The sequence below is a fragment of the Plantactinospora sp. B5E13 genome (assembly GCF_039871775.1).
Classification (GTDB): domain Bacteria; phylum Actinomycetota; class Actinomycetes; order Mycobacteriales; family Micromonosporaceae; genus Plantactinospora.
This window is the reverse complement of record NZ_JBDPLT010000011.1, coordinates 95,884-109,061: the sequence shown is the minus strand read 5'-3', so window position 1 is coordinate 109,061 and position 13,178 is coordinate 95,884. Positions and strand designations below refer to the sequence as shown.

Sequence of the window (13,178 nt, the reverse complement as noted above, 5' to 3'; positions counted from 1 at the left end):
CGGTGGACCTGCGACCGTTCCGGCTCGACGTACCCGAGGGCGACCTGGTCGAGCTGCGCAGACGGCTCGCCGCCACCCGGTGGCCCGCCGAGGTGCCCGACGTCCCGTGGCGGCGCGGTGTGCCGCAGGCGTACCTGCGGGACCTCGTCGACTACTGGCACAGCACCTACGACTGGCGACGGCACGAGGCGCGACTCAACGGGTTTCCGCAGTTCACCGCCACCATCGACGGTGCCGACATCCACCTGCTGCACGTACGCTCCCCGGAACCGGACGCGCTGCCGCTGGTGGTCACCCACGGCTGGCCTGGCTCCGTGGTGGAGTTCCTCGACGTGATCGGCCCGCTCAGCGACCCACGCCGGTACGACGCCGACCCGGCCGACGCGTTCCACCTGGTCGTACCGTCGCTCCCCGGCTTCGGGTTCTCCGGCCCGCCGGTCGACACCGGTTGGGACGTACCCCGGATCGCCCGTGCCTGGGCCGCGCTGCTGCACCGGCTCGGCTACTCCCGGTACGGCGTCCAGGGCGGCGACTGGGGTCACGCGGTGAGCCGGGACCTCGGTCTCCTCGCCCCGGAGCACGTCGTCGGTGTACACCTCAACACGCTGCTCACCCTGCCGCCCGACGATTCGGCCGAGGCCGCCGCGCTCACCGACGCCGACCGGGCCCGGCTGGCCCGGGTCGCCGCGGCGCTACCGGAGATGGCCGGGTACGCCGCGCTCCAGTCGACCCGGCCGCAGACCCTGGCGTACGCGCTGACCGACTCGCCGGTCGGGCAGCTCGCCTGGATCGCGGAGAAGTTCCTGGAGTGGACCGACGCGGTCGACGCCCCCGAGCAGGCCGTCGACCGCGACCTGCTGCTCACCAACGTGATGGTCTACTGGCTGACCGGCACGGCCGGCACCTCGGCGAACCTCTACTACGAGCACGCCCATCCGGCCGGGTCACCGGCTCCGCCGCGCCGGTCGACCGTGCCGACCGGGGTCGCGGTCTTCGGCGCGGACCTCGCCGCCCCGGTCCGTCGGCTCGCCGAACGGGACAACCACATCGTGCACTGGTCGGAGTTCGACCGTGGCGGGCACTTCGCGGCGATGGAGGAGCCGGACCTCTTCGTCGCCGACGTACGGGCCTTCTTCCGTCCACTCCGGACGGAACGCGGGCTTGTGGACCGGTGAGGAGACACCTCAGGCGTGCCAGGAGCGCCAGAGCGCCGCGTACGCGCCACCGGCGGCGAGCAGTTCGTGGTGGTTGCCCAGCTCGGTGATCCGACCGTCGTCCAGCACCGCCACCCGGTCCGCGTCGTGCGCGGTGTTGAGCCGGTGCGCGATCGCGATCACGGTACGACCGGCCAGCACCGCGCCGAGCGCCCGCTCGGTACGCCGGGCCGTGGTCGGGTCGAGTGCCGCCGTCGCCTCGTCGAGGATCAGGGTGTGCGGGTCGGCGAGGACGATCCGGGCCAGGGCGAGCTGCTGGGCGTCGGCCGGGCTGAGTTCCCGGGCCCCGTCCCCGAGCACGGTGTCGAGACCGTCCGGCAGGTCGGCGTACCAGTCGGCGCCGACCGCGACCAGGGCGGAGCGCATCTGCCCGTCGGTGGCCTCCGGGGCGGCGAAGGCGAGGTTGTCCCGCAGCGTGCCGATGAAGACGTGGTGTTCCTGGGTGACCAGGGCAATCTCCCGACGTCGCTGTGCCGGGTCGAGGTCGGTGACCGGGCAGCCGCCGAGCAGCACCTCGCCGGTACGGGGGCGGTCGATGCCGGCGATCAGCCGGGCCAGGGTCGACTTGCCGGCCCCGGACGGGCCGACGACCGCGAGCCGTTCACCGGGGCGGATCTCCAGGTTGATGCCGTGCAGCACGTCCGGGCCGTCGGCGTAACCGAAGCGGGCGTCGCGGACCACGAGCCGCTGGTCGGACGGTACGACGGCACCACCGCGCGGTTCCGGCGACACCTGGCCGACGCCGAGCACCCGGGCGAACGAGGCCACGCCCCGCTGGGTCTGTTCCATCCACTGCAGCAGGGCGTCGAGCGGCCCGATCGACTGTTGCAGGTAGAGCGCGGCGGCGACCACCGCACCGAGGCTGACCGCGCCCCGGTCCAGCAGGAACCCGCCGACCAGCAGCACAATCGCGACCGGCAGCGCGTAGCTCGCCTCCACCGTCGGGAAGAAGACCGACCGCAGCCGGAGGGTGGCCCGCCGGGTCGCCCAGAGCCGGCCGATCCGCCCGGTGCCGTACGTGATCCGCTGGTCGGTGAGGCGCAGCCCCTCGACGGTCCGGGCCCCCTCGGCGGTGGCGGTCAGCGTCTCGGTCAGCTCCGCCATCGCCGCACCCTCGGCGAGGTACGCGTCCCGGGCCCGGCGCAGGTAGTGGCGGACCGCCACGGCGATCGTCGGCGCCCCGGCCAACCCAACCAACCCGAAGATCGGATGCAGCAGGCACACCGCTCCGAAGAGCAGCAGCAGCTGCGCCGAGGAGATCACCACCACCGGCAGCGCGTCCCGGACCATGGTGCCGACCATGTTCACGTCGACCGAGCTGCGGGTGGCGAGGTCACCGGCGCCGGCCCGTTCGACCACCCCGACGGGCAGCCCGAGGGTACGCCGGACGAACTCCTCGCGCAGCTGGGCCACGGCCCGCTCGCCGAACCGGTAGCCGACGTACTGGGCGTACCGGTTGAGCAGGCCCTGGGCCAGCACACAGCCGACGATCGCCAGGGCCAGCCGGTCGATGGTGCCGATCCCGGCCCCGGCGGTGACCTCGTCCACGATCACACCGAGCAGCCACGGTGAGGCCAGCCCGGCGACCGCGGCGACGGCGTGTAACAGGAGCAGCACGACGACGGTGCGGCGGTCGCCGCGGAGCAGTTCCACCGCGGCCCGACGGACCGTGCTCTTCTCCGCCACCGGCAGCCGGGGCCGCTCGGTCAGTGCCGGTCCGGTCGTCACCGCAGCACCTCCCGGGTGCCGTCGTGCTCGCCGACGTCGCGGTACCCATCGACCTCACGGCCGGGCCCGGCGGGACCACCGTTGGGCTCGCCGACGGTGTCGGTGTCGGCGTGGTGCGGCTGCGGGTCGCGGGCGACCAGGGCCCGGTAGCCGGATTCCCGGTCCAGCAGTTCAGGGTGGGTGCCGATGGCGACGATCCGACCGCCGGCCAGGTACGCCACCGTGTCGGCGTGGCCGAGCAGCAGCGGCGAGGTGCCGAGCAGCAGGGTCGTCCGGCCGGCCCGGGCGTCCCGCAGCCGCGCGGCGATCCGCGCCTCGGTGTGCGCGTCCACCGCCGACGTCGGGTCGAGCAGGATGAGCACCTCCGGTTCGGCCAGCAGGGCCCGGGCCAGGCGTACCCGTTGCCGTTGACCGCCGGAGAGTCGCCGGGCCCGGGTGTCGAGCGCGGTGTCGAGCCCGTCGGGTAGCGCGTCGACGACGTCGTCGGCCGAGGCGACCCGTACCGCGTCCCGGAGCCGGTGGTCGTCCTGGTCGTCCCGGATCCGCAGGACCTCCCGCAGGGTGCCGGCGAAGAGGTACGAGTCGTGGTCGGCGACGAGGATCCGGGACCGTACCTGCGCCAGCGGCATCCCGGTGAGCCGCCGGCCGCCCCAGGTCGCCCCGCTGACGACGTACCGGCCGAGCCGGTCGGCGAGCGCGGCCGCCTGGGCGGGGTCGTCGGCCGCGACCGCGACCAGCTGTCCGGGTCGGACGGTCAGACCGGTGACCGGGTCGTGCAGTTCGGCCGGCCGGTCCGGGACCGGGACCGGCTCCGCCGCCGGATCGGCGACCTCGTCCGGGGTCAGGGTGAGCAGGGCGACGATCCGGCGGGCGGCGACCCGGCCCTTGATGAGCTGGTAGCCGGCGTCGAGCAGGAACCAGACCGGCACGACCAGGACCGCGACGTATCCGTAGACGGCGACCATCTGGCCGACGGTGATGTCACCGTCGGCGGCCATCCGGGCGGCGAGCCAGACCACGACGGCGAGGAAGAGCCCCGGCAGCGCACCGGTCAGCGCCCGGATCCAACTGTTGACCGCGCCGACCCGGTAGCCCTCGGCCAGCAGTTCCTGGGACCGGTCGGTGTAGCGGCGGGCGAAGAGGCCGCGCCCGCCGACCCCGGCGAGGACCCGCAGCCCGGCGACGATGTCCCCGGCCCGGGCGGTGAGCAGTCCCTGCCGGTGCCGGTAGACCGTCTCGACCCGGTCGAGCCGACGCAGCATCGGCCCCATCACGGCGGCGGTCAGCGGTACGCCGAGCAGGATGCAGGTCGCCAGCCTCGGCGAGATCGACCAGAGCATCACGGCGACGACCGCGTACGCGACCACCGCGCCGACCCCGGGACCGGTCATGGTCAGCACGTGGGAGGTGTTGCCGATGTCGGAGCCGCCGACGGTGGCGACCTCACCGGCGGCGAGCTTGCGGGACAGCACCGCGCCGGCCCGGGAGAGCTGTCGCAGCAGGACCGCCGCCGAACGGGCGGTGGCGTCCTCCCGGACGAAGGTCATCGTGCGGTGCCGCAGGATGCCGATCCAGGCCTGGCCGAGGCCGGCCACCACGATCGCGGCCACCCAGAGCAGCAGGGCACGGTTGTCGCGGGCGCGCAGGCCGTCGTCCACGGCCTTGGCGATCAGGTACGGCCGCAGCGCGAGCCCGGTCATCCAGAGGGTGCCGAGCAGGCTGCCACGCAGGACCCGGACCGGTTGGCTCCGGGCCAGCCACCAGATGTACCGCAGTGGCCCCCGGGTGTCCGGTGTTCCTGGGTCGGGGTGCGGGAGCTGCGGCGGCACCCGCCCAGGCTACCGACCGGCCGGGAGCGTTCCGACCGGTTTAGGACTCCACCGGCCGGGGTCTACGACTGTCCGCCGCCGGACTGGATCCGGGTGATCAGGTCGTGCAACGGCTTGGTGCCGCTGCCGACCATGATCCCGGTGACGATGCCGTCGATCCAGACCGGCAGGCCCTCCCACTCCGGGCCGGCGATCGCGTGCAGCACGTAGAAGCCACCGGCGGTGGAGGCGACCGTGGCGACGGCGGTGGCGATCCCCCAGGCGACGATGGTCCGGTTGCCCCGGGCCCGGTCCGCCCGCTCGCGGAGCTGCCCGAGGCTCGCCCGCTCCGTCGCGGTCGCCGGCCGGTTCGCCAGCTCCGCGGTGAGGCGCTGGAGCGTGGCCTCGGCTCCCCGACCGGGCAGCCAGCGGGAGAAGGGTTCCAGGATCCGCTCGACCGCGGCGGCGAAGACGATCAGTACGCCGAAGACGGCGACGGTGTCCGGCGGCTGCATGACCTTGGCGGTGCCACCGCTGGCCCAGAGGCTCCACGAGGCGAAGCCGGCGCCGGCGATCAGCGCGAACGCGACGACAACCGCACCAAAGCTCGCGGGTGCGGGCGTCGGGGTCGCCGCCGGGTCGGCACCGCCGTTGGCCGGGGACGGGTCAGGGCCGACGGCTGGCACGGTCGTCCCGGCGGCGGCACCGACGGCGTGGTGGGCGGTCGCCGGACCGGCGGCCGCCGCGGACCCGGCGGGCTGGTCCGTGGCGGGGGACGCGGGATCGGCGAACGCGGCCGGCGGATTCGCGGACGTCACGCGGTTGACCGCGTCGCCGACGATCTGACCAATCTGGCCGACCAACTGGTTGCCCTGTTCCAACGCCATGCCACCCCTTGGCCGAGTGCCCCTAGAACTGCCCCGCGGAAGGCTACGCGGCGAATTCACCTGACAATCGGCCGGGTGGCCGATGCCGGAACGACCATTGGCCGCCTTCCGATCCACCTCGGGAAATGCAAAGCTGTCGATGTCTTTGCGGGCGGACCGCACGGGTCATGCTGCCGACAGGACCAGGCGGCACCGCCCGTGCACCCGTCATGTCCGGAAAGGACCCTGATGGCCACCACCCTCGTACGCCGGCTGTCCGCGATGATCGGTGCGGTCGTGCTGGCCGCCACCACCGCACTGGTCGGACCGGCCGCGCCCGCCCGTGCGGAGATCGCCTGCGCGGTCACCTACACCAGCAACACGTGGCACAACGGCTTTCACTCCACCGTGCAGTTGACGAACCTCGGCGACGACTGGCACGGGTTCACGCTCGAGTTCACCTTCCCGGGCGACCAGCGGATCACCAACCTCTGGAACCACAGCTTCGGTCAGAGCGGCCCGGACGTGATCGTGCGCAGCGGGACCTGGCCCGACACGGTCCGGACCGGAGAGTCGGTCTGGCTCGGATTCCAGGGCACCTACACCGGGACCAACCTGGCACCGACGAACTGGCGGGTCAACGGGGTGCCCTGCGTGGGTAGCGCACCCCGGGCGGTCATCGCCGAGCCGGACAGCATCTCGTTGCCCGAGGGCACCGGCCGCTCGTTCACCGTACGACTCAGCCACCCGCCGACCGGACAGGTCACCCTCCAGATGCGGATCCAGGGCACCGGGATCTGGGCCGGCCCGCCCATGGCGCTGGTCTTCACGCCGACGAACTGGAGCACGCCGCAGGGCTACGGGGTGATGAACGCGCAGGACGCCGACGACGTGGACGACGTCACCGTCTTCACGCTCTCGGTTCCCGGTTACCTGTCGGACACCGTCACCTTCACCCAACTCGACGACGACCGGGTCCGCTGACCTCGGCGGGCCGGGCCACCGAGGTGTGGCTGACCGCACATCGGGGTACACCGATCGAAAAATTCCCGCGTAGGTGCCATCGACGAGGCCCACGCACGTTTTTCGGAGGTGGGTTGTGGTCAGGATTCCATCACTCTCGCGTGGCAACGAGACCGCCCGCGACACGAACCGCGACGGTCGGGTCGACGCGCGCGACGCGCGTCCGGGCCCGGCCGGGACCGGGGACGCCGGCACCGGCGACCGGGGTGCGCGCTCCGACACCACCCGGTCCGACAGCACCCGCGCCGACACGACGACCACCCGGATCGACGGGGACCACCGGACCGGGGACACGGACGGGCGTACCGGAACCGTCGAGCGCGACCGCGACCGGGCCGCCGGCCTGACCCCGGGCCGGGCCCGGGCCGCCGTCGCGGAGCGGGACCGGGGCACCCCGCCGGCACCGCCGGCCACCCCGGAGACCGACCGCCGCGCGGACCGGGACAGCGACGAGGGTACGGCCGACGCGCGGCGCCGGCCCGAGGGCGTCGCACCGGCCGGCCCCCGCCCCCGGGCCAGCATCCTCGCCACGCTCAGCCTGGTCGTCGGGGTGGCCGCCGCCGGTTTTGTGCTCACCGGCACCCTCGCCGGGTACGGCATCGCGCTCGGCGGCCTCGCCCTGCTGCTGGCGATCGGCGGGGTCTCGGCGACCGCCCGCCGGCACATCGCCGGCCGGACCGACGCGCTGATCGGGCTCGTCCTCGGCCTCGGCGCCATCGTGGCCGGGGTGCTCGCGATGACCGGCGACCTCGGCTGGCCGAGCACCGACGGCGACAGCGTGCAGCGGTTCCGCGAGTGGCTTGATTCACAGTTTGTGGACCGGTTCTGACGGGCAGAAATGCCCGCGGAGCGGTGGTTCACCGCTCTGGCTCCGCCAGCCGGTGGTGGTGCACCACCTGAGCGCACAGGTTCGGGGGCGGCAGTGCTGCCGCCCCCGAAGTGCTGTCCGGGGTCCGACGGCCGGTGAGGGCCGGCCAGCCCCAGGCGTGGGCTTAACGATTCGCCCCTCTGGTCGGCCACAGACACAACGATCAGCCGGATCACGCAAGTTCCACCGGTGGTTCCTGCCGCCGCGACCCGCATACCGTGGGTTGGGCGCCAGCCCGCGAGCCGTACCGAGGCCGGGCGCGCCCGAATCCCCTGGAGCAGGACCATGACGTTGGACGCCACCCCTCGACCGGGTCGTGACCCCGACCGGCTGCCTGGTGGACCCGTACCGGTCGACCCGGTACGCCGCCGCTATCTGATGTGCCGGCCGACGTACTTCGCCGTCGAGTACACGATCAACCCGTGGATGGACCCGGCCGCACCGGTCGACACCGCGCTCGCGATCCGGCAGTGGGAGACGCTGCGGCGGACGTACCTCGAGCTCGGGCACACGGTGGAGGAGATCGAGCCGCTGCCCGGCCTGCCCGACATGGTCTTCGCGGCGAACGGCGCGACGGTCGTCGACGGTCGGGCCCTCGCCGTACAGTTCCGCGACCCGGAGCGGGCCGACGAGGCACCGGCGTACGCGGCCTGGCTGGACCGGGCCGGTTTCGAGGTCTCCGAGGCCAAGCACATCAACGAGGGTGAGGGCGACATCCTGGCCGTCGGCGACCTGCTGCTCGCCGGGACCGGGTTCCGGACCAGTCACGCGGCCCACCCCGAGGTGCAGGAACTCTTCGGCCGGCCGGTGGTCACGTTGCGCCTGGTCGACCCGCGCTTCTACCACCTCGACACGGCGCTGTGCGTGCTCGACGACCGGACCGTGGCGTACCTGCCGGAGGCCTTCTCCCCGGGCAGCCGGGCGGTGCTGCGGCAGCTCTTCCCGGACGCGGTCCTGGCCACCGCCGCCGACGCCGAGGTGCTCGGCCTGAACGCGGTGAGCGACGGCCGGCACGTTGTCCTTCCGGCCCAGGCCACCGGACTGTCGGCAGCCCTGCGGGACCGGGGATACGACACAATCGGTATTGATTTGTCCGAGCTGCGTAAGGCCGGCGGCGGACCGAAGTGCTGCACCCTGGTGCTGCGGGAACGAGAGGCGGACCGGTGAGCGCGAGGAGTGAACGAGCGCAGCGAGTGAGCCCCGCAGTCGCGAACGAAGAAGGACTCGTGAGCATCAGCGCGAGGAGTGAACGAGCGCAGCGAGTGAGCCCCGCGGTCGCGAACGAAGGAAAACTCATGGACGACGTGCTGCGCACCCCCGAGGCGGTACGCGACGCCGAACGCTGGACGGCGCACAACTACCACCCGCTGCCGGTGGTGGTCTCCTCCGCCGAGGGGGCCTGGGTGACCGACGTCGACGGTCGCCGCTACCTGGACTGCCTCGCCGGCTACTCGGCGCTGAACTTCGGTCACCGGCATCCGACGCTGATCGCCGCCGCGCACGCCCAGCTCGACCGGCTCACCCTGACCAGCCGGGCGTTCATCCACGACCAGTTCGCCGACTTCTGCCGGGAACTCGCCCAACTCTGCGGCAAGGACCTCGTCCTGCCGATGAACACCGGCGCCGAGGCGGTGGAGACCGCGATCAAGGTGTCCCGGAAGTGGGGTTACCAGGTCAAGGGTGTGCCGGCCGGCCAGGCCACCATCGTCGTCGCGGACGGCAACTTCCACGGTCGGACGACCACCATCGTCAGCTTCTCCACCGACCCCGACGCCCGGGACGACTTCGGGCCGTACACCCCGGGCTTCCGGATCGTCCCGTACGGCGACCTCGCCGCGCTCGCCGACGCGATCGACGAGACCACCGTCGCCGTACTGCTGGAGCCGATCCAGGGCGAGCAGGGTGTGGTCGTACCGCCCACCGGCTATCTGCCCGGGGTCCGGCGGCTCTGCACCGAACGGAACGTGCTCTTCGTCGCCGACGAGATCCAGTCCGGGCTCGGCCGGACCGGGGAGACCTTCGCCTGCGACCACGAGAACGTCGTCCCCGACATGTACGTCCTCGGCAAGGCGCTCGGTGGCGGCATCGTCCCGGTCTCGGCGGTCGCCGCCGACGCCGACATCCTCGGCGTGCTGCGGCCCGGCGAACACGGCTCCACGTTCGGCGGCAACCCGCTGGCCTGCGCGGTCGCCACCGAGGTGGTACGCCTGCTCGCCACCGGCGAGTTCCAGCGCCGCTCGGCCGAACTCGGGGCCCACCTGCACGACGCGCTCCGCGGGCTGATCGGCGAGGGGCTGGTCGCCGTACGCGGCCGGGGGCTGTGGGCCGGGGTGGACATCGACCCGGCGCTGATGACCGGGCGGCAGGCGTGCGAGCGGCTCGCCGAGCGGGGCGTACTGGCCAAGGACACCCACGGTTCGACGATCCGACTCGCCCCGCCGCTGGTGGTGACCGCCGACGAGCTCGACCACGCGGTCGCCCAGCTCACCGCCGTCCTGGGCTGACCGGAAGGGCCCCTCCTCCACCGGAAACGCTGGGAAGGAGCCCTTCCGCACACCCAACCCGAACGGTCAGCGGTCGACCACCCGCATCGCCATCGTCGGCGCCTCGGCCATCACCGAGGTCGGGTTGCTCATGCCACCGGAGGCCCAGGTGCTGGCCCGACCCACCTGAACGCCGGGATACAGCTCGACGATGTCGCCCGGACGCAGCACCCGGGACTGCTGCCGGGCCAACCCGATCCGCTCCGACTCCTCCAGCGACCCGCCCGGACGGATACCGGAACCGTTGGTGCTGACGTCCTGCGCGACCAGATCGGCACCCCGCAGCTCGAACCGTACGTGGCTGCGGCTGATCCAGCGTCGCGCCTCGTCGTTCAGCCACTGCCCGAGCCGGACCCCGGTGCTCTCCTCCGGCGCCCGGCCGACCAGCACCGGCCGGTCGGCGGCGACCACGAACCGGCGCCGCACCATGCCGCCGATCCGCACCGACAGCACCTCGGTGCCGGGGCGGGGGCCGGCGTCGGTCAGCCGCTGGTCGTGCCGGGGGCAGATCGGCTGGCCGGCGCGCAGCCGGGGCGGCGGCTGGCCGCTCGGCTTGCGGTCGATCTCGGCCAGGTCGGCGAAGGCGCCCCCGCCGGAGCCGCCGAACAGCACACAGCCCGGCTCCTTGCAGCGCCAGGTGCGGGCGAGCAGCTTGCGCCCGGTCGGCGAGGGTCCGACCGGTCCGGGGTTGTTGCCCTTCACCCTCGGCACCAGCACCGGCCCACCGGCCCCCGGCAGCGGGGCCAGCAGGCGCCCCGGCTGCCCGGTCACCCAGGGGAAACGGCCGGCCATCCCGTCGTACCGGGCCCGGCTCAGCACCGGCAGCCCGAGCAGCTCGGCCACCTCCAGCACCCGGTCACCCGGATTGTTGAGGACCTCGATCAGGCCCTCGTCGGCCCAGCGGCGCAACACCATCCGCTCGTTGGAGGTCAGGTCGGCCTCGCTGAGCAGGGCCCGGTGCACCACGGCGTACACCGGGACGTTGTCCTCCTCGAGCTGCCGCCCGAGCGCGTCCATCACCATGCCCAGTCGCAGCGTGCTGGCCGGCCGCCCGCCGTCCAGGTCGACGTACCGGACCACCTCCGCCAGGTCGAGCACCGCCCGGACCAGGTCGGGATCGGTGCTGACCCGGCCCTCGATCGCGTCGAGGACCTTGCTTATCTCAAATCTCACGCCGCTCCCCGGACTATCTCGTCGATACGCCGCGCCAACTCGACGTCGCGTCGAGTGACTCCGCCGGCCGAGTGTGTGGCGCACCGGAAGGTCACCGTGCGCCAGCGGATGTCGATGTCGGGATGGTGGTCGAGTTCCTCCGCGACCACCGCGACCCGGTCCACGACACCGATCGCGTCACGGAATCCGGGTAGTTCGACGGTACGGCCGATGCAGGCCGGATCACCGGACCAGCCGTCCAACCCCTCCAGCTCGGCCCGCACCGCCCCCGCGTCCAGCACGTCTGCCATGGCCAGACCTTACCGCCGGGGGTCGACACCGTGGAGAGCATCCGTTTCCCGACCGATCTCGGCGGTGGAAGCGAGCCTCTGCGGTGGGGGCGAATTTCGGCGGCGGATGTGGGACCCGGTCGCTACGCTGCCTGCCGGACCGGCCACCGCAGTCGATACGGCACGGCGACAGGGTCCGGTCGGTGCCGTTCACCGCCAAGGTCGACGAGCAGGGCCGGCTCACCGAGATCTCGGTGGACACCAAGAGCGTGTCGCCGATGCTCGGCGAGATGCGGGTCGCCTACGACAACTTCGGCAAGCCGGTGGAGATCAGGAAGCCGGACCCGTCCGAGGTGTCGGACATGCCGGACGAACTGCTCGGACTGATGAACGCCTGAGTCGTACCTCAGCGGAGCCCGGTCGGGGACGGACGCCGTCCCCGGCCGGGCTCCCGCGTTCCTTCACGGCCACTCAGCCGACGGCGGTCGCCCGGTCGGCGGCCCGCAGCGGTGCGCCAACCTCGTGCAGGTGCCGGAGGGCCTGCCGGTAGGAGTCGAAGAGTCCGGTCTCCTCGTACGGGATGCCGCGCTCGGCGCAGAACTCAGTCACGATCGGCTGCGCCTTCCGGAGGTTGGCCCGGGGCATGCTCGGGAACAGGTGGTGCTCGATCTGGTAGTTGAGGCCGCCGAGCAGGAAGTCGACGACCACTCCGCCCCGTACGTTGCGCGAGGTCAGCACCTGCTTGCGCAGGAAGTCGAGGTTGTCCTCGGCGGTCATCACCGGCATGCCCTTGTGGTTCGGGGCGAACGAGCACCCCATGTAGAGCCCCCACAGCCCCTGGTGGACGGCGATGAACACCAGCGCCCGCACCGGGGACAGCACGGTGAACAGCACGCCGAGGTAGCCCACGGTGTGCACCACCAGCAGCAGTGCCTCGACCCGCCGGTGCCGCATCGGCGTGCCGCGCAGCGCCCGCACACTCGCCACGTGCAGCGCCAGCCCTTCCAGCAGCAGCAGCGGGAAGAAGAGGTACGCCTGCCGGCGCGCCATCCACCGTCCGAAGCCCCGGGTCGCCAGCGCCTGCTCGTGGGTCCAGACCAGGGCGCCCGCCCCGACGTCGGGGTCCTCGTCCTCGTGGTTCGGGTTGGCGTGGTGCCGGTTGTGCTTGTCGATCCACCAGCCGTAGCTGAGTCCGGTCGCGAGGTTGCCGGCGATCAGGCCGGCGATCTCGCTGGCCCGCCGGTTCCGGAACATCTGCTTGTGCCCGGCGTCGTGGCCGAGGAACGCGACCTGGGTGGTGGCGAACGCCAGGAAGACCGCGACCGGCAGTTGCCACCACGAGTTCCCGACCGCGGCGAAGGCGATCCAGCCGGCGACGAAGAGCCCGATGGTCACCGCGATCCGGGTGACGTACCAACCGGTGCGCCGTTCCAGCAGGCCCGCCTGACTGATCCGACGCGATAACTGAGAGTAGTCGCTACCACGCCGTACGGCTGGCTCAGCCAGCGCGCTGATCGCCATTCTTCATCCCCAATCAGGTTATTCCGGCCACACCGCTGGGCGGCTAGGCCCTCAAGCCTCCCGTGATCAGGTGCACTCAGTAACCCCGGAAGCCCCCGTATCCGGGGTAGGGCTATCCCCCCGGTTTGATTGACGGATCCCGATGCTGGAAACAGCGGCACACCG

Annotated in this window: 12 protein-coding genes; 6 read left to right on the top strand and 6 right to left on the bottom strand. The window is 72.6% G+C overall.

Features of this window, described 5'->3' with window-relative positions; genetic code table 11:
* The first annotated feature begins 8 nt into the window (after positions 1–8).
* Positions 9–1,175, top strand: a complete 1,167-nt coding sequence (locus ABGB05_RS13020; RefSeq protein WP_347653591.1) for an epoxide hydrolase family protein — start codon at positions 9–11, stop codon at positions 1,173–1,175.
* Between the two features lie 9 nt (positions 1,176–1,184).
* Here ABGB05_RS13020 and ABGB05_RS13015 read toward each other — a convergent pair whose 3' ends face one another.
* From ABGB05_RS13015 to ABGB05_RS13005, 3 genes are all read right to left on the bottom strand, one after another.
* The gene (locus ABGB05_RS13015; protein WP_347653508.1) at positions 1,185–2,942 is read right to left on the bottom strand and encodes an ABC transporter ATP-binding protein; all 1,758 of its coding nucleotides are present in this window, start codon (positions 2,940–2,942) and stop codon (positions 1,185–1,187) included.
* Entirely contained in the window at positions 2,939–4,771 is a 1,833-nt protein-coding gene (locus tag ABGB05_RS13010; protein ID WP_347653507.1) for an ABC transporter ATP-binding protein, read from the bottom strand. Before ABGB05_RS13010 ends, ABGB05_RS13015 begins: the two co-directional genes overlap by 4 nt.
* A gap of 62 nt (positions 4,772–4,833) precedes the next feature.
* On the bottom strand, positions 4,834–5,637 hold the full coding sequence (locus ABGB05_RS13005; RefSeq protein ID WP_347653506.1) for a hypothetical protein: 804 nt from the start codon (positions 5,635–5,637) through the stop codon (positions 4,834–4,836).
* A 228-nt stretch (positions 5,638–5,865) separates the two neighbouring features.
* Between ABGB05_RS13005 and ABGB05_RS13000 the strand changes: the two genes are divergently transcribed.
* The 4 genes from ABGB05_RS13000 to rocD all read left to right on the top strand — a co-directional run bounded on the left by ABGB05_RS13000 (position 5,866) and on the right by rocD (position 10,011).
* Positions 5,866–6,600, top strand: a complete 735-nt coding sequence (locus ABGB05_RS13000; RefSeq protein WP_347653505.1) for a cellulose binding domain-containing protein — start codon at positions 5,866–5,868, stop codon at positions 6,598–6,600.
* Positions 6,601–6,715: 115 nt separating this feature from the next.
* The gene (locus ABGB05_RS12995) at positions 6,716–7,468 is read left to right on the top strand and encodes a thrombospondin (RefSeq protein ID WP_347653504.1); all 753 of its coding nucleotides are present in this window, start codon (positions 6,716–6,718) and stop codon (positions 7,466–7,468) included.
* A 324-nt stretch (positions 7,469–7,792) separates the two neighbouring features.
* Positions 7,793–8,674 carry a dimethylargininase gene (gene ddaH, locus ABGB05_RS12990; protein ID WP_347653503.1) on the top strand — a complete coding sequence of 294 codons (882 nt, stop codon included), beginning with the start codon at positions 7,793–7,795 and terminating at the stop codon, positions 8,672–8,674.
* Positions 8,675–8,802: 128 nt separating this feature from the next.
* Complete coding sequence (gene rocD, locus ABGB05_RS12985; RefSeq protein ID WP_347653502.1) at positions 8,803–10,011, top strand: ornithine--oxo-acid transaminase; 1,209 nt, start codon at positions 8,803–8,805, stop codon at positions 10,009–10,011.
* A 66-nt stretch (positions 10,012–10,077) separates the two neighbouring features.
* Here the strand turns inward: rocD and ABGB05_RS12980 are convergent, their stop codons facing one another.
* Together ABGB05_RS12980 and ABGB05_RS12975 are read right to left on the bottom strand one after the other, a co-directional pair.
* On the bottom strand, positions 10,078–11,223 hold the full coding sequence (locus ABGB05_RS12980) for an FHA domain-containing protein (RefSeq protein WP_347653501.1): 1,146 nt from the start codon (positions 11,221–11,223) through the stop codon (positions 10,078–10,080).
* Complete coding sequence (locus ABGB05_RS12975) at positions 11,220–11,513, bottom strand: 4a-hydroxytetrahydrobiopterin dehydratase (protein WP_347653500.1); 294 nt, start codon at positions 11,511–11,513, stop codon at positions 11,220–11,222. Before ABGB05_RS12975 ends, ABGB05_RS12980 begins: the two co-directional genes overlap by 4 nt.
* A gap of 182 nt (positions 11,514–11,695) precedes the next feature.
* Here ABGB05_RS12975 and ABGB05_RS12970 point away from each other — a divergent pair, with 182 nt between their 5' ends.
* Positions 11,696–11,890: a hypothetical protein gene (locus tag ABGB05_RS12970; protein WP_347653499.1), complete on the top strand. Its 195-nt coding sequence runs from the start codon at positions 11,696–11,698 to the stop codon at positions 11,888–11,890.
* 73 nt (positions 11,891–11,963) lie between these two features.
* Here the strand turns inward: ABGB05_RS12970 and ABGB05_RS12965 are convergent, their stop codons facing one another.
* Complete coding sequence (locus ABGB05_RS12965) at positions 11,964–13,013, bottom strand: acyl-CoA desaturase (protein ID WP_347653498.1); 1,050 nt, start codon at positions 13,011–13,013, stop codon at positions 11,964–11,966.
* Positions 13,014–13,178: the final 165 nt, after the last annotated feature.